The organism is Clavibacter sp. (genome assembly GCF_014802555.1).
In the GTDB taxonomy this organism is placed as follows: Bacteria; Actinomycetota; Actinomycetes; order Actinomycetales; family Microbacteriaceae; genus Clavibacter; species Clavibacter sepedonicus.
Window position 1 is genome coordinate 1 of record NZ_JAAVCB010000036.1, and the last position, 16497, is coordinate 16497.

Sequence of the window (16497 nt, forward strand, 5' to 3'; positions counted from 1 at the left end):
CCCGGCCCACGGCGAGGCCGTCCGCCCGGAGGAGCGGAGCGGGCGCGGCGCGCTCCCGGACGGGCTCGGCCGGCTCCCGGCCCGGCACCCAGACGCCGGCCGCCGCGAGCGACGCACCCTGGTCGCGGAGGACGTCGTCGGGCGCGCCGTCGGCGAGGATCCCGCCGTCCGCCGCGAACACGACCACCCGGTCGACGAGGTCCTGCCACACGGCGACGCGGTGCTCGATGACGACGAGGGTCGCGCCGCTCGACTCGACCACGGACTCGACGGCGCGACGCACCTCGCCGACGCCGTCGGGGTCGAGGTTCGCGGTCGGCTCGTCGAGGAGCAGGAGACCCGGCCGCATCGCGAGGACGCCGGCGAGGGCGAGGCGCTGCTTCTGGCCGCCGGAGAGCGCGGTCGTGGAGCGGTCCAGGGCGACGTCGAGGCCCACCGCGTCGAGCGCCGCCCGCACGCGGACCCAGATCTCGTCGCGCGGGACGCCGAGGTTCTCGCAACCGAATGCTACGTCGTCGCCGACACGGGAAAGGATCACCTGAGCGTCGGGGTCCTGCAGCACGAGGCCAGCGCGGCCGCGGCGGGCGGCCGGATCCTGGCCATCGACGCGCAGCGAGCCACGGGTCTCCCCCTCGTCGTCACCGCCGAGGACGCCCGCGAGCGCGTGCATGAGCGTGGTCTTCCCGGCGCCGGACGCGCCGAGGAGCAGCACCCGCTCCCCCGGCTCGATGACCAGGTCGACGTCGCGGACCGCCCAGGCGGTCCGTCCCGCGTGCCGCCAGCCCCAGCCCTCGGCTCGGACGGACGCGCCGCCCGCCCGCTCGGCCGTCGCCTCGGGCCCGGCGAGCGGCACGCGCGAGGCCTCGAGCAAGGACGGGCGACGACCCGGTCGCCGCACGGTCAGACGCGGGCCGCGGTGTCGCGGCCCGAGGCGAAGCGCGAGAGCGCGCCGGTGCGGGCGAGCGCCCGGGCGACGAGCCACGGGAGCAGCCCCGCGACGACCGCGCCCGAGACGAGCGCCGCGACCGTGTAGATCGTCGCGAAGAGCGGTGTGGATCCCACGTAGTAGGTGACGAGGTCCGTGATCGCCATGCCGAGCCCCGCGCCCATGCCGGCGAGCACGGCGACGTAGGCGCGCCAGTTCGCGTAGAGGAAGGCGAGCAGCACGAGCTCCGCGCCGAGGCCCTGCGTGAGGCCGGAGAGGAGCGTGCTCACCCCCCACACGTTGCCGACGAGCATGGAGACGAACGCGGCGAGCAGCTCGCCGTAGAGGGCGGCGCCGGGCTTGCGGATCACGATGCCGGTGAGGACGCCCGCGAAGAGCCAGCCGCCGCCCGCGAGCGCCTGGAGCCCGGGGAGCAGGGGCTGGAACACACCCGCGACGGGGACGGACGCCGTGTTCCAGATCACGAAGACGAGGCCGGAGGCCACGCCGAGGACGCTGGCCACGACGATGTCGATGACGCGCCAGCGGGCGCGGAGGCCGGAGCGGGGGCTGCGGGCGGCGACGCCGGCCGGAGCGGATGCGGTGGACGAGGGTGATGCGGTCATCGGACGTGCCCTTCGGTGAGGTGGAAGAGGCACGGGTGGAGAAAGGAAACCTCCCTGCGCTGGCATGATCCAGATCAGGTTCGACGGTCGAAGATTGGGGATCTTCCTCTCAGTCCGGCTCACCGGACTCCCGTGTTCACCGGCGAGCATAGCGCGCGGGCGACGCGCCCGGAAAGCAGCGACGGCGCGCGTCCCCGGACGCACGGGAGCGCGGGCGCCCGAGGGCACCCGCGCTCCGCGGTGGTGGTGCGGCTGCGGCTACTTCAGCGTCTTGATGAGCTTGACGAGGACCTTGCCGGAGATCCAGATGACGGGCGTGGCCACCGCGAGCAGGGCGATCACGTTGGGCTGGAAGCGCACCTCGCCGTCGGTGGCGATGTAGGCGCCGATGGGCCAGGTGGCGCCGCCGCCCCCGCCGCCGCCGGCGACGTTGCCGTCCGAGTCGGGGAGGTCGCTGCCCCCGCCGAAGCCGTACCAGGCGAACGCCACGGGCACGATGGTCGAGCCGTCGATGTCGAGGGGGTCGCCGTAGACCGTCCCCACTCCGGCGTTCTTCACGTTCTCTGCGAGCTGTGCGACGAGGTTGGTCATGCGACCCACCGTACCCTGCGGGGCCCTCGGGATGCGGGCCAATCCGGGCGCCCACGGTAGCCTCGCCCGTGGTGCGTCGCTGCGTCGCATCCGCCCCCCCTGCCGCTGCGGCCCACGCGGATCCACCGCCTGCCCCGCCCCCGACGGACCCCGCGCGCGCACGCGTGCGCACCGCCGGCGGACGAGTCGACCCAACTGGAGGACCACTTGAAGACCTGGCCCGGAAACCCCTACCCGCTCGGCGCGACCTTCGACGGGAGCGGCACGAACTTCGCTCTCTTCAGCGAGGCCGCGGAGTCGGTGCAGCTGTGCCTCATCGAGGAGGACGGCACCGAGACCCGCGTGGACGTCACGGAGGTCGACGCGCACGTCTGGCACTGCTACCTCCCGCACGTGCAGCCGGGGCAGCGATACGGATACCGCGTGACCGGTCCCTACGAGCCGGAGAACGGGCACAGGTCGAACCCCGCGAAGCTCCTGCTGGACCCCTACGCCAAGGCCACCTGCGGGGAGTTCGACTGGCACCCGTCGCTGTTCGCCTACGACTTCGGCGACCCGTCGAGCCGCAACGACGAGGACTCGGGCCCGCACATGATGCTCGGCGTCGTGGTCAACCCGTTCTTTGACTGGGACGGCGACCGCCTCCCCCGCACGCCCTACAGCGAGACGGTCGTCTACGAGGCGCACGTGAAGGGGCTCACGCAGCTGAACCCGCGGATCCCCGAGGAGCTGCGCGGCACGTACGCCGGCATCGCGCACCCCGCCGTCATCGACCACCTGCAGAAGCTCGGCGTGACCGCCATCGAGCTGATGCCCGTGCACCAGTTCGTGCAGGACAACACGCTGCTCGAGAAGGGCCTCCGCAACTACTGGGGCTACAACACCATCGGGTTCTTCGCGCCGCACAACGCGTACTCGTCCACGGGCGAGCTCGGCCAGCAGGTGCAGGAGTTCAAGTCCATGGTGCGGGCGCTGCACGCCGCCGGCATCGAGGTCATCCTCGACGTGGTCTACAACCACACGGCCGAGGGCAACCACCTCGGGCCGACCCTCTCGTTCAAGGGCATCGACAACCAGGCCTACTACCGGCTCATGGAGGACGACCCCACCTACTACATGGACTACACGGGCACCGGCAACTCGCTCAACGTGCGGCACCCGCACGCGCTGCAGCTGATCATGGACTCGCTGCGCTACTGGGTCACCGAGATGCACGTGGACGGCTTCCGGTTCGACCTGGCGTCGGCGCTCGCGCGCGAGTTCTACGACGTCGACAAGCTCGCCACCTTCTTCGAGCTCGTGCAGCAGGACCCCGTGGTGTCGCAGGTCAAGCTCATCGCCGAGCCGTGGGACGTCGGCCCCGGCGGCTACCAGGTGGGCAACTTCCCGCCGCAGTGGACCGAGTGGAACGGCAAGTACCGCGACACCGTCCGCGACTTCTGGCGCGGCGAGGCGTCGTCGCTCGGGGAGTTCGCGGCCCGGATCACGGGATCCGCCGACCTCTACGAGCACTCGGGGCGTCGGCCCGTGGCGTCGATCAACTTCATCACCGCGCACGACGGCTTCACGATCGCCGACCTCGTCAGTTACAACTGAGAAGCACAACGAGGCGAACGGCGAGGACAACAAGGACGGCGAGAGCCACAACCGCTCCTGGAACATGGGCGTGGAGGGACCGACCGACGACCCGGCGATCCTCACGCTCCGCGGCCGCCAGCAGCGCAACATGCTCGCGACCATGATCCTGTCGCAGGGCGTGCCGATGATCCTGCATGGCGACGAGCTCGGCCGCACGCAGCAGGGCAACAACAACACGTACGCGCAGGACAACGAGATCAGCTGGGTGCACTGGGACCAGGCGGACCAGCCGCTCGTGGAGTTCACGGCCTCGGTCGTGCGGCTCCGCAAGGAGCACCCGACCTTCCGTCGCGGCCGCTTCTTCGACGGCCGACCCGTGCGGCGCGGCGAGGGCGAGCCGCTGCCCGACATCGTCTGGCTCGACGCCGACGCGACCCCGATGGTCGACGACGACTGGGAATCCGGGCTCCGCGCCATCGGCATGTTCCTCAACGGCAACGGGATCCGCGGGCGCGACCGCCGCGGCGAGGACATCTACGACACGCACTTCCTCCTCTACTTCAACGCGCACGACGAGCGGGTCGCCTTCACGCTCCCGTCGGACGAGTACGCGGACGCGTGGGAGACCGTGATCGACACCGCGGGCGTCGGAGCCGACTCGACGGCCCTCCGCGCGAGTAGCGTCGTGGATGTGGCGGCCAAGGCGCTCGTGGTGCTGCGCGCCTACACCGAGCCCGAGGTGGAGCCCGACCACTCGGTCGCGGCGAGCCTCGCCGTCCTCACCCACGCGCAGGCCGATCGGCCCGCCGCAGACGCAAGGAGCGACATCAGTTGAGAACCCCCATCTCCACCTACCGGTTCCAGGTGCGGGAGTCGTTCGACCTCGCCGCCGTGGCCGAGCAGCTCCCGTACGTGAAGGACCTCGGCGCCGACTGGGTGTACCTCAGCCCGATCCTCGCGGCCGAGCCCGGATCCGACCACGGCTACGACGTCGTCGACCACTCGCAGGTGGACCCGTCCCGCGGCGGCGCGGCGGGCATGAAGGCCGTCGCCGACCGCGCCCACGAGCTGGGCCTCGGCGTCCTGGTGGACATCGTCCCCAACCACGTCGGCGTCGCGACGCCCGTGGAGAGCCTCTGGTGGTGGGACCTGCTCACGCACGGCACCGCCAGCCGCTACGCCGACGCGTTCGACGTCGACTGGGACTTCGGGCAGGGCAAGGTGCGGATCCCCGTGCTCGGCGACGGCGAGTCGGAGCTCGACGAGCTGCAGCTGGTGCGCGGCGATGACGGCACGGTCGAGCTCCGCTACTACGACCAGCGCTTCCCCGTGGCGCCCGGTACGGCCGAGGACGACGCGGACGCCGTCGCGGTGCACGAGCGCCAGTCCTACGAGCTGGTCAACTGGCGCCGCGCCGACGCCGAGCTCAACTACCGCCGCTTCTTCGCGGTCAACACGCTCGCGGGCATCCGCGTCGAGCTGCCCCGGGTCTTCGAGGAGTCGCACGCCGAGATCTCGCGCTGGTTCCGCGAGGGCCTCGCGGACGGGCTCCGGGTCGACCACCCGGACGGCCTGCTCGACCCGAAGGGCTACCTCGACGACCTGGCGCGCATCACGGGCGGCGCGTACGTGCTCGTGGAGAAGATCCTCGAGCCCGGCGAGACGCTGCCGACCGACTGGGCGACGGCGGGCACCACCGGGTACGACGCGCTCGCCGACATCGACCGCGTGCTGGTCGACCCCGACGGACAGGTCGAGCTCGACCACCTCGACGCCTCGCTCCGCGGCCTGCCGCAGGGCGAGCTCACCAGCTGGGCCGCGATGATCCGCGGGACCAAGCGCGGCATCGCCGACGGGATCCTCCGCAGCGAGGTCCTCCGCCTCGAGCGCCTGGTGGAGGACGCGCCGGACGACGCCGCCGACGCGATCGCGGAGCTCCTCGCGACCTTCCCCGTCTACCGCAGCTACCTGCCCGGCGGGCTCCACCACCTCGAGGAGGCCGCCGAGGCCGCGCGCGCGAGCCGCCCCGACCTCGTCGCCACCATCGACGCGCTCATGCCGCAGCTCGCCGACCCGTCCACGCTCGTCGCCCAGCGCTTCCAGCAGACGAGCGGCATGGTCATGGCGAAGGGCGTCGAGGACACGGCGTTCTACCGCTACTCGCGCCTCGTCTCCCTCAACGAGGTCGGCGCGGACCCGTCGATCTTCGCGATCGACGTCGACGACTTCCACGCGCGCCAGCAGGATCGGCTCCGCTCCGCGCCGCACGCGATGACGACGCTCTCCACGCATGACACGAAGCGCGGCGAGGACGTGCGCGCCCGCATCGACGTGCTCTCCGAGACCCCGGAGGCCTGGCGCGACGCGCTCGGCCAGCTGCGCGAGGTCGCGCCCATCGGCGACGGGCCGTTCGAGAACCTGCTCTGGCAGACGCTCGTCGGCACCTGGCCCGCGTCGCGCGAGCGCCTGCACGCCTACGCCGAGAAGGCGTCGCGCGAGGCCGGCGACTCGACCACGTGGACCGCGCCCGACGAGGCCTTCGAGGAGCGCATGCACGCGCTCGTCGACGCGGCATTCGACGACCCGCGCGCCCGCACCATCGTCGCCGGGCTCTACGACCGGCTGTCCGGCCCGGGCTGGTCGAACTCCCTGGCGGCCAAGGCGATCCAGCTCACCGCCCCCGGAATGCCCGACGTGTACCAGGGCAGCGAGCTCTGGGAGACGAGCCTCGTGGATCCCGACAACCGCCGCGAGGTCGACTTCGGCATGCGCCGCGCCGCCCTCGACGCCGTCCTCAAGGGCGCCGAGCCCGCCATCGACGAGACGGGGGCCGCCAAGCTCCTCGTCACGGCGCGCGCGCTCCGCCTCCGTCGTGACCACCCGGAGCTGTTCACCGGGTACGAGCCGGTGCGCGCGACCGGCGACGCCGCGGCCCACGTGATCGCGTTCGACCGCGGCGGGGCCATCACGGTCGCCACCCGCCTGCCCGTCGGGCTCGAGTCCGGCGGAGGATGGGGATCCACCTCGATCACGCTGCCCGAGGGCGAGCTCGTCGACCACGTCAGCGGCCGCCGCGTCGACGGCGGACGCGTGTCCGTCGCGGCGCTCCTCGCCGAGTACCCGGTCGCGATCCTCGCGCCCGCATCCACCGCAGCCGACCTCACCACCGGGAGCCGAGCATGACCGACGACCGCTTCGACATCTGGGCCCCGAAGGCCCGCACCCTCGCGCTCTCCGTGGGCGACGAGCGCCTGCCGCTCTCGCCCGTGGGCGACGGCTGGTGGACCCTCGACGCCGCCCGCGCCGAGGCCCTCCCCTCCGGCGACCTCGACTACGGCTACCTCGTGGACGACTCCGGCACCCCGCTGCCGGATCCGCGCTCGCGCCGCCAGCCCGAGGGCGTCCACGGCCGCTCGCGCACCTACGACCCGTCGTCGTTCGCGTGGACCGACCAGGCATGGACCGGCCGCCAGCTCGCCGGCGCCGTCGTCTACGAGATGCACATCGGCACCTTCACGCCCGAGGGCACGCTCGACTCCGCGATCGACCGGCTCGACCACCTCGTGGCCCTCGGCGTCGACCTCGTGGAGGTGCTGCCCGTCAACGGCTTCAACGGGACGCACAACTGGGGCTACGACGGGGTCCTCTGGTACGCCGTGCAGGAGACCTACGGCGGACCCGAGGCGTACCAGCGCTTCGTCGACGCGTGCCACGCGCGCGGCCTCGGCGTGGTTCAGGACGTCGTCTACAACCACCTGGGCCCGTCCGGCAACTACCTGCCCGTGTACGGCCCGTACCTGCACGAGGCCTCGGCGAACACGTGGGGGTCGAGCCTCAACCTCGACGGCGAGGACTCCGGCCCCGTCCGCGAGTACATCATCGACAACGCGCTCATGTGGCTGGGCGACTACCACGTCGACGCGCTGCGGCTGGACGCGGTGCACGCCCTCGTCGACGACACGGCGACGCACCTCCTCGAGGAGCTGGCCGTGCAGGTGGACGTGCTGTCCGCGCACGTGGGCCGCCCGCTCACGCTCATCGCGGAGTCCGACCTCAACGACCCGAAGCTCATCACCTCCCGCGAGGCGCACGGCTACGGGCTCGACGCGCAGTGGAGCGACGACTTCCACCACGCCGTCCACGTGGCGCTCACGGGCGAGACGACCGGCTACTACGCGGACTTCGCGCCGCTCGGGGCGATCGCCAAGGTCATCACGCGCGGCTTCTTCCACGACGGCACCTGGTCGTCGTTCCGCGGCCGCGTGCACGGGCGCCCGCTCGACACCGAGCGGATTCCGGCGCACCGCCTCGTGGTCGCGAACCAGAACCACGACCAGATCGGCAACCGCGCCACGGGCGACCGCCTCACGGCGACGCTCGACGAGGGCGGGCTCGCGCTGGCCGCCGTGCTCACGCTGACGTCGCCCTTCACCCCGATGCTCTTCATGGGCGAGGAGTGGGGCGCGACGACGCCGTGGCAGTTCTTCACGTCGCACCCCGAGCACGACCTCGGCGAGGCGACCGCGAAGGGCCGCATCGCGGAGTTCGCGAAGATGGGCTGGGACGAGTCGGTCGTGCCGAACCCGCAGGACCTGTCGACCTTCCAGGACTCGAAGCTCGACTGGTCGGAGCTCTACGGCGCCGAGGCCGCCGACTCGCAGCACGCGCGCCTGTTCGCGCTCTACTCCGAGCTGATCCGCCTGCGCCGCACCCACCCCGACCTCACCGACCCCCGGTTCGCCGAGGTCGAGGTCGAGGTGCACGAGGAGGCGCGCCTCCTGGTGATGGACCGCGGCGAGCTGTCCATCGTGGTCAACCTGTCGGACGAGGAGCGACGCGTGCCCGTCGTGGGCGATCGTCCCGCGATGCTGTTCGCGACGGAGCCAGGCGTGTCGCTGGGCGCCGACGAGGTCGTCCTGCCCGCGCGCTCGGCCGCGATCCTCGGCCCGGTGGCGGACTCCGCGGAGGCGCTGCTGGCCTGATCCGCCGCTCCGGGGCGGGGTCGGACGCGGCGCGCGAGCGCACGTCGGGCCCCGCCCCTGGCGCGTCACCCCACCGTGATACGGTGCCGACGCCGCGGCCCGGCGACCGCATCGTCGGTCGCCCGGCGTCCGACCGGCGGCCCTCCCCCACGACGCGAAGGACTCCTCTGTGCGCATCTCCGTCATCGGCTGCGGCTACCTCGGCACCGTCCACGCCGCGTGCATGAGCCGCCTCGGGCACGACGTGGTCGCGATCGACGTGGACGCCGCGAAGATCGCGTCCCTGCAGACGGGCGTCGCCCCGTTCTTCGAGCCGGGCCTGCCGGATCTCCTCACCGAGCAGCTCGCGACCGGCCGCCTCCGCTTCACCACCGACACGGCCGAGGCCGCCGGTTCCCGCGTGCACTTCATCGCCGTCGGCACGCCGCAGAAGCGCGGCGAGAACGCCGCGGACATGACCTACGTCGACGCCGCGGTCGAGGCGCTGATCCCCCACCTCGCGCCGGGCGACGTGGTCACCGGCAAGTCCACCGTGCCCGTCGGCACCGCGCGGCGGCTCGCGGAGCGGATCGACGCGCGCGTGCCCGGCGCGACGCTCGTGTGGAACCCCGAGTTCCTGCGCGAGGGATTCGCGGTCGAGGACACGCTCACGCCCGACCGCTTCGTCTACGGCCTGCCCACGGGAGATGCTGGCGAGGCCGCGCGGGCGGCGCTCGACGAGGTCTACGCCACCGCGATCGGCACCGGCACGGCGCGCGTCACGACCGACTACGAGACCGCCGAGCTCGTGAAGGTGTCGGCGAACGCGTTCCTCGCCACCAAGATCTCCTTCATCAACGCCATGGCGGAGGTGTGCGAGGCCACCGGTGCCGACGTCACCCAGCTCGCGGACGCCATCGGGTACGACGACCGCATCGGCCGCCGCTTCCTCAACGCCGGCATCGGCTTCGGCGGCGGCTGCCTCCCCAAGGACATCCGGGCGTTCATGGCGCGCGCGGGCGAGCTCGGCGCGGACCAGGCGCTCACGTTCCTCCGCGAGGTCGACTCCATCAACATGCGGCGGCGCGTGCGGGCGGTCGACGTGGCGCGGGAGGTGTGCGGCGGATCCCTGCTCGGCCGCAACATCGCCGTGCTCGGGCTCGCCTTCAAGCCCGAGTCGGACGACGTGCGCGACTCCCCCGCGCTCAGCATCTCCGCGCAGCTGCAGCTGCAGGGCGCGCGCGTGCTCGCGACGGATCCGTACGCCAACGAGAACTCGCGCCGCCGCTTCCCGGAGCTCACCTACGTCGACTCGTGGCAGGAGGCGGCACGCGACGCCGACGCCGTCATGGTGCTCACGGAGTGGAAGCAGTACCGGGCCATCGACCCGGCGGAGCTCAAGGCCATCGTGGCGACGCCCGTGATCGTCGACGGCCGCAACTGCCTGGATCCCGTCGCGTGGCGCGCCGCCGGCTGGCGCTACCGCGGGATGGGCCGGCCCTAGCCGTCCGGCGCCGCCCCGCGACCGGGACGGGGCGGCGCCCGCGCGGGTCAGCGCGGGGTGGTGGCGGCGATGCCGAAGAGCGTGCCGCCCGCGACGATGATCGAGAGCACGACCGCGACGGGGATGAGCAGCAGCAGGCCGTTGAGGATGAGGCCCGTGATCGCGAAGCCGCGGCCGGCCGGCTCCTTGCGGATGCCGATGATGCCGAACACGAGCCCGATGAGCGGGCAGAGGAACGTCCAGAAGAAGAAGACCGAGACGAGCCCCAGGATCATCGACGTGAGGCTGAGGCCCTTGGGCGGCGCGGCCGCGTAGACCGGCTGGCCCCAGGCGACGGCGGCCGGGGAGGGCGGGACCGGCGCGGGCGCGAGGCCGTAGGGAGCGGCGGCGGACGCCGACGGGGGCCCGGATGGCGCGAAGGGGGATGCCGGCGCGACGGGAGGTGCCGGGGCGGCGGGCGGAACGGGCGGCGCAGCCGGAGCCCCAGCCGGCCCCTCCTCCCCTGCCGGGACGTGGTCGTCGGGGGCGGGCGCGGCGGGATCGGTCATGGTGGTCCTCGTCAGTCGGGCGGGTGTCCGGGGAGGACACCGCGGGAGGCCGCCTCCGTGCGCGGATCCGACACGGTCGCGCGCTTCGCCCCGGGCTTCCGCAGGAGCGACGCCGGACCGATGGCCCCCCGGCCGAAGCGCTCCACCGCCTGGTCGACCGTGCGCTCGGCCTCGCGCCAGCCCTCGTCCGCGTCCCACAGGGCGACGGCGCGGTTGTCGGCGTCGTCGAGCTGCTCGGCGCGCACGCCCACGAGCCGGATCCGGTCACCGGGCCGTGCGACCTGCTCGTACACGTCGCGGATCTCGTCGTAGATGCGGCGGGCGACGTCGGTGGGCTCCGCGAGCGTGCGGGATCGCGTGATGGTGCGGAAGTCGGAGTAGCGGAGCTTGAGCGACACCGTCCGGGCGGTGAGCCCCGCGCGCCGGAGCCTCTCGGCGACGCGCGTGGCCTGGCCGAGGAGCTCGCGGCGCACGATCTCGGGATCCGCCACGTCGTCGTGGAACGTGTTCTCGTGCCCCATGCTCTTCTCCTCCCGGTGCGTGCTGACGCGACGCGGGTCGCGCCCCCAGGAGAGGTCGTGGAGCCGGGCGCCCGCGGACTCGCCGAGCATGGACTGCAGCGCGGGCAGCGGGGTGTCCGCGATGTCGGCCACCGTGCGGAGGCCGCGCCGGAGGAGCGCCTCCTCGGTCGTCTTCCCCACGCCCCAGAGCGCGCCCACGGGCAGCCCGTGCAGGAACGGCAGCGTCTCGGCGGCGGGGATGACGAGCAGCCCGTCGGGCTTGCAGCGCGTGCTGGCGAGCTTGGCGACGAACTTGGTGGATGCCGCCCCGACCGAGCAGGTGAGGCCGGTCTCGGCATGGACGCAGCGGCGGATCATCACGCCGATCTCGGCGGGCGAGCCGAAGAGACCTCGGGCACCCGCCACGTCGAGGAACGCCTCGTCGATGCTGAGCGGTTCCACCAGGGGGGTGACGTCGCGGAAGATGCCCATGACCACCCGGGACCAGTGCGCGTACTTCTCCATGTGGCCGCCGATGACGGTGGCCTGCGGGCAGAGGCGCAGCGCCTGCGCCATGGGCATGGCCGAGCGGACCCCGAAGCGCCTGGCCTCGTAGGTGGCGCTCGTGACCACGCCGCGACCCGACGACCCGCCGACGATGACGGGGGTGCCGCGCAGCTCCGGCCGCTCGAGGAGCTCGACGGCCGCGAAGAACGCATCCATGTCGATGTGCAGGATGGTGGCCTCGGAGTCGTCCGCGCTCGCGTCGGACGTGCGCCTCGTCGATCCGTCCTGCCTGCTCATGTCGTGTCCACGCTAGCCCGGGCCGCCGACATCGGCCGCGCTGGGCGGGCGGCGGCCGGTGCCGCGACGGACAGCGGATCAGGCGGCGGGCTGCGCGCGGTGGCCGGCGTCGTCGCCGCGTCCGGGGCAGGTCCCCGCCGGGGCGCCGGACGACGACGCGCCCGTCCCGCCCTGCAGCCGTGCGATGCGCTTGAGAGCGGCCTCGTGGCTCGTCGATTGCTCGCCCATCACGCGCCCGGCGACGCCGAGCATCACCCGGGTCGACGCGAGCGCCGGCAGCGGGAAGGGACCGAACGAGGCCTTGTCGAGCCCGAGGAGCTCGCGGTACCGCGGCTCGAGGGACGCGACGGCCCCGGCGAAGAGGACGCGGTAGGCGGGCAGCATGGAGGGCCGCAGCGGCGGCTCGCGGAGGAAGGAGATCGTCTCGCGGGTGCGCTCGTCGGCGCGGAGGAGGCCCTGGTCGTGGAACGCGTCGATCTGCGCGTGCAGCTCGGCGTGCGAGCGCGGCGGCGCCTCCACGCCCATGAGCTCGCCGGCCTTCGCCCACTCGGCGACGTACCTGTCCGGACCGCCGGGGATCGACGGACCCCACTGCATGTGCGTGCTGAGGAACGCGTCGGTGAAGACGATGTGGACCCATGAGAGCAGGTCGGGGTCGTTGGCGCTGTAGGGGCGCTCGACGCCGTGGCCGTCGACGAACGTGCCCTGCACCTTGCGGTGGTAGCCCCGGACGCGACGGCTCACGTCGACGGCGGTGTCCCGGTCGCCGAACGACGTGGTGATGACCCAGCGCACGGTGCCGGCGAGCCGGCCGAGCGGGTCCTCGCGGTAGCGCGACCAGTCGTGGACGCCGGCCATGGCGCCCGGGTGCAGCGTCTGCATGAGGAGGGCGCGGATCCCCGCCACGAGCGTCGGCATCCCGCCGTGCACGGCCCAGACCGCGGAGCCGGGGCCGAACCAACCCGCGTCGTCGCCGTCCTCCAGGTCCTGGATCCATTGGGGTCGGCCCTGCGCATCCGCGGAGAACGTCTCCAGGATGTGGGACTTCCATCGGTCCGCGAATCTGCTCACGTCCACGAACCTATCCCCCTCATCGCGTCACGAGGAGGCCCCCGCGCGCCCGACCCGGAACGGGGGCGCGACAGGCCGCCGGCATCACCCCCGTGCGGGGGACGCGAGGGGCGGCGACCGCGGTCAGGCGTCGAGGAGCGCGACGAGGGCGGCCACGGTGCGGGCGTTCCTGGCCGTGACGGAGGCCCCGAGCCCGCGCCAGAACGCCGGGGGCACGCGCGAGGCCGAGACGCCGTCGGGGTGCCAGGAGTACACGGCGTCGGGTGCGACCTCGACCAGGTCGGGCGCGATGGCGGCGGCGGGCGGCGGCGCGGGCATCGGATCCAGCGGGCGGTCGAGGAACGAGACGAGGAGACGGGCGGGATCGTCGGCGACGGCGCCGAACGGGATGCCGGCGGCGATGCGCCGGAAGTCGGCGGCGGGCACGAGGTGGACGTCGGCGGTCACCCCCGTGGCGAGCCGCACCGCGTCCTCGATGGCCACCGCCGCACCCCGGCCGCTCGGCCGCTCGTGGTCGACGACGGCGTTCCCGCTCCGCAGGTGCGTGCGGACGCGGACGTAGCCGAGCCCGTCGAGCGCCGCGGTCAGCTGCGCCATCGGCACCTGCTTGGCCCGCCCGACGTTGATCCCGCGCAGCAGCACGACCGATCGCTCCATGCGGCACCCGCTCCCCACGGCTCCGTCGCCGTCCGCCCAGTGTGGCCCGGTCGGAGCGCCGCCGTCACTCCCCCGACGGGCCGAACTGCTCGATGCGGATCGCGTCGCGGCCGACCCCGGCGTCGAGCAGCAGGCGCGTGGCCCCGCCCGCGAACGCGGTGGATCCGCACACGAGCGCCACCCCCGCGCCGGTGGCGAGCTCCGCGACCTCCTCGGCCCGGAGCCGGCCGTAACCGCGCGCACCGTACCGCTCCCGCGTGGTGACGACGAGGGCGCCGGCGGCCTCGAGCTCCGCGCGGCACGGGACGTCGGCCGCGGTGCGGGCCGAGACGGCCACGCGGACCAGGTGCGGGACGCCGAGGTGGCGGGCGTGGCGGACCATCGCCACGAGCGGCACCGCGCCCGTCCCGCCACCGAGCGCGACGGCCGGCGTCGCGCCGTCCCACACAAAGAAGCCGCCGATGGGCAGCCGCATCTCGATCTCGTCGCCGACCCGCGCGACGTCGGCGAAGAACCCGCTCACCTCCCCGTCCTCGTAGCGCTCCATCAGCAGCTCGACGCCGGGCTCGTGCGGCGCGGAGAGGATCGAGTACGAGCGCTGGGCCGTGTACCCGTCCTCCGCGCGCAGCCGCACGACGCAGTGCTGGCCGGGGAGGTGCGGGATCCGGTCGGGCACGTCGAAGCGCAGCAGGACGGTCGTGGGGGTCGGGTGCTCGACCGCCGTGATCGTCGCGGTCCGCCACTCGCCACCGACCGAGGCCGGGACGGCGGGGACGAGGCCGGGGACGCGCTCGGGCCCGGGACCCGGCACCGGCGCCGCGGCGCTCAGCGGTCGCCCTGGTAGCGCTGCTCGCGCCACGGGTCGCCGCGATCGTGGTACCCGTTGCGCTCCCAGAAGCCCTGCTGGTCGTGGTCGAGGAGCGTGAGCCGGGCGATCCACTTCGCGCTCTTCCAGAAGTAGAGGTGCGGCACGAGGAGGCGCGCGGGCCCGCCGTGGTCGGGCGTGAGGGGTCGGCCGTCGGCCTCCCAGGCGATCCACGCGCGGCCGCCGCGGAGATCGTCGAGCGGGAGGTTCGTCGTGTAGCCGGAGTGCGACGTGGCGAGGACGAACGACGCCTCCGGGAGCGGGCCCGCGGCGTCGAGCAGCGTGTCGACGCTGACGCCCGCGAACCGCGTGTCGAGCCGGGTCCACGTGGTGACGCAGTGGATGTCGCCCGCGTACTCGGAGCGGGGAAGCGCATGCGCCTCGTCCCAGTCCCAGGAGGTGGGGCGCTCCACGAGCCCGTCGACGGCGATCGACCAGCGCGACTCCGGGAGGTTCGGGACGGCCTCGGCGGTGAGGACGGGCCAGCCGCCCTGGGTGTCGTACTGGCCGGGCGGGAGGCGGTCGCCGGGCCCGTGCGCGGGCGGCCGACGAAGCCGCGGGTGATGCCGGTCATGGGCGCCTCCTGGTGGACGGGTCGTGGGCTCGGGTCACGTCCATCATGGCGCGCGGTTCAGGCGGCTGTCGGGACGGACGGATCCGGGTCCACGGGGGCGGACAGCATCGCGACCGCGTGGAGCCCGTCGGCGTCGACCAGCTCGCCGACGCGGACGAAGCCGAGCCGGCCGTGGAAGGCGAGCGACCCGGGGTTCGGCGGGAGCGTGTTGACCTCGCACGTGACGGCCGCGCGCCCGGTGCGCCGGGCCTCGGCGAAGACGCGCGCGTAGAGGACCTGGCCGAGCCGGAGCCCGCGGTGACCGTCGGCGACGACGATCCGGTCGACGTAGAGGCCGTCGACGCCGTGCTCCGCGAACCAGCGGTAGTTCGGGCTGTCATACGCGCCGCCCGGCTGCATCGCGAGGAGCATGCCCACGGGCGGCGCGTCGGGCGCGTCCTGGTCGACCACGGCGATCGCGAGGTCGGCGTGGCCGAGCACGTCGCCGAGGGACGCGGCGTCCATGGGCGGGACCGCGGGCACGGCCGCGTCGTTCAGCTGCACCATCCAGGCGAGGTCGGCGGGCACGAGGTCGCGGGTGGCGGGGGTCACGCATCGAGGGTACGGGAGCCGCGCGGCGCGAACGGGCGGCGGCGCGGCCGCGTACCGTCGACCGGGTGACCGCATCGCTCGTGCTCCTCAGCGACACCCACCTCCCCAGGCGCGCGAAGGACCTGCCGCGGGCGCTGTGGCGGGCGATCGACGCCGCCGACGTCGTGGTCCACGCGGGCGACTGGGTCGACGAGGCAGCGCTCGACGCGCTCGAGGCGCGCGCGGGCCGGCTGCTCGCGTGCTGGGGCAACAACGACCCCGCCGGGCTCCGCGCCCGGCTGCCGGAGACGGCGCGTGCCGTGATCGAGGGGATCCGGTTCGCGGTGACGCACGAGACCGGCGCGTCCACGGGCCGCGAGCGGCGGATGGACGCGGCGTTCCCCGAGACCGACGTGCTGGTCTTCGGTCACAGCCACATTCCGTGGGACACCGTGACGCCCGCGGGGCTGCGGCTCCTCAACCCCGGCTCCCCCACCGACCGTCGCCGCCAGCCTGACTTCACGTGGATGACCGCGACGGCCGATGCGGGACGGCTCGACGTGGAGCTGCACCGGTCGGCGACGCGCGACTAGGCGGCTGCGCGGCTAGGTGTAGTTCCCAGTGAGGTTGTGAACGCGTTCGGCGGGCGTGAGTCCGCCGATGCCGGTGTGGGGGCGGTGGTGGTTGTAGTGATGCAGCCAGGCGTCGTAGGTCGCGGCGCGG

The 16497-nt window shown here is 73.6% G+C and carries 15 protein-coding genes, 1 pseudogene and 1 riboswitch; of the genes and pseudogenes, 5 read left to right on the top strand and 11 right to left on the bottom strand.

Annotated features, from left to right (window positions below; genetic code table 11):
• The 3 genes from HDR73_RS04555 to HDR73_RS04565 form a co-directional block, all read right to left on the bottom strand.
• A partial coding sequence (locus HDR73_RS04555) for an ABC transporter ATP-binding protein (RefSeq protein ID WP_502709175.1) occupies nt 1-898 on the bottom strand: 898 nt, incomplete at its 3' end.
• Between the two features lie 2 nt (nt 899-900).
• Nucleotides 901-1551, bottom strand: a complete 651-nt coding sequence (locus HDR73_RS04560; protein ID WP_012298901.1) for an ECF transporter S component — start codon at nt 1549-1551, stop codon at nt 901-903.
• 33 nt (nt 1552-1584) lie between these two features.
• Nucleotides 1585-1695: riboswitch (TPP riboswitch) on the bottom strand.
• A gap of 114 nt (nt 1696-1809) precedes the next feature.
• On the bottom strand, nt 1810-2142 hold the full coding sequence (locus HDR73_RS04565; RefSeq protein WP_012038119.1) for a hypothetical protein: 333 nt from the start codon (nt 2140-2142) through the stop codon (nt 1810-1812).
• 207 nt (nt 2143-2349) lie between these two features.
• Between HDR73_RS04565 and glgX the strand changes: the two are divergent.
• From glgX to HDR73_RS04585, 4 genes and pseudogenes are all read left to right on the top strand, one after another.
• Nucleotides 2350-4555 (top strand): annotated as a pseudogene (gene glgX / locus HDR73_RS04570) (glycogen debranching protein GlgX).
• Complete coding sequence (gene treY, locus HDR73_RS04575) at nt 4552-6903, top strand: malto-oligosyltrehalose synthase (protein WP_012298900.1); 2352 nt, start codon at nt 4552-4554, stop codon at nt 6901-6903. Before glgX ends, treY begins: the two are co-directional and overlap by 4 nt.
• On the top strand, nt 6900-8702 hold the full coding sequence (gene treZ, locus HDR73_RS04580) for a malto-oligosyltrehalose trehalohydrolase (RefSeq protein ID WP_012298899.1): 1803 nt from the start codon (nt 6900-6902) through the stop codon (nt 8700-8702). The genes treY and treZ overlap by 4 nt, the downstream gene beginning before the upstream one ends.
• Nucleotides 8703-8871: 169 nt before the next feature.
• Nucleotides 8872-10185, top strand: a complete 1314-nt coding sequence (locus HDR73_RS04585) for a UDP-glucose dehydrogenase family protein (RefSeq protein WP_012298898.1) — start codon at nt 8872-8874, stop codon at nt 10183-10185.
• Nucleotides 10186-10232: 47 nt separating this feature from the next.
• On the opposite strand, the gene HDR73_RS04590 is transcribed toward HDR73_RS04585, so the two are convergent.
• From HDR73_RS04590 to HDR73_RS04620, 7 genes are all read right to left on the bottom strand, one after another.
• Nucleotides 10233-10733 (bottom strand): hypothetical protein, encoded by a 501-nt coding sequence (locus tag HDR73_RS04590; protein ID WP_041464520.1) that lies wholly within the window; start codon nt 10731-10733, stop codon nt 10233-10235.
• Between the two features lie 11 nt (nt 10734-10744).
• Complete coding sequence (locus tag HDR73_RS04595) at nt 10745-12037, bottom strand: DNA polymerase IV (RefSeq protein ID WP_012298896.1); 1293 nt, start codon at nt 12035-12037, stop codon at nt 10745-10747.
• Nucleotides 12038-12115: 78 nt separating this feature from the next.
• The gene (locus HDR73_RS04600; RefSeq protein ID WP_012298895.1) at nt 12116-13114 is read right to left on the bottom strand and encodes an oxygenase MpaB family protein; all 999 of its coding nucleotides are present in this window, start codon (nt 13112-13114) and stop codon (nt 12116-12118) included.
• Nucleotides 13115-13231: 117 nt separating this feature from the next.
• On the bottom strand, nt 13232-13765 hold the full coding sequence (locus HDR73_RS04605; protein ID WP_041464519.1) for a DUF1697 domain-containing protein: 534 nt from the start codon (nt 13763-13765) through the stop codon (nt 13232-13234).
• A gap of 64 nt (nt 13766-13829) precedes the next feature.
• The gene (locus tag HDR73_RS04610) at nt 13830-14576 is read right to left on the bottom strand and encodes an FAD-binding oxidoreductase (RefSeq protein WP_012298893.1); all 747 of its coding nucleotides are present in this window, start codon (nt 14574-14576) and stop codon (nt 13830-13832) included.
• A 14-nt stretch (nt 14577-14590) separates the two neighbouring features.
• A complete protein-coding gene (locus HDR73_RS04615; RefSeq protein WP_434269218.1) occupies nt 14591-15043 on the bottom strand; it encodes a molybdopterin-dependent oxidoreductase in 453 nt (150 codons plus the stop codon).
• Between the two features lie 218 nt (nt 15044-15261).
• Entirely contained in the window at nt 15262-15795 is a 534-nt protein-coding gene (locus HDR73_RS04620) for a GNAT family N-acetyltransferase (protein ID WP_041464518.1), read from the bottom strand.
• A gap of 65 nt (nt 15796-15860) precedes the next feature.
• Between HDR73_RS04620 and HDR73_RS04625 the strand changes: the two genes are divergently transcribed.
• Nucleotides 15861-16367, top strand: coding sequence for a metallophosphoesterase family protein (locus HDR73_RS04625; RefSeq protein ID WP_012298891.1), 507 nt, complete (start codon nt 15861-15863; stop codon nt 16365-16367).
• 12 nt (nt 16368-16379) lie between these two features.
• On the opposite strand, the gene HDR73_RS04630 is transcribed toward HDR73_RS04625, so the two are convergent.
• The coding region (locus HDR73_RS04630; protein ID WP_287136274.1) for an integrase core domain-containing protein at nt 16380-16497 on the bottom strand (118 nt) is incomplete at its 5' end.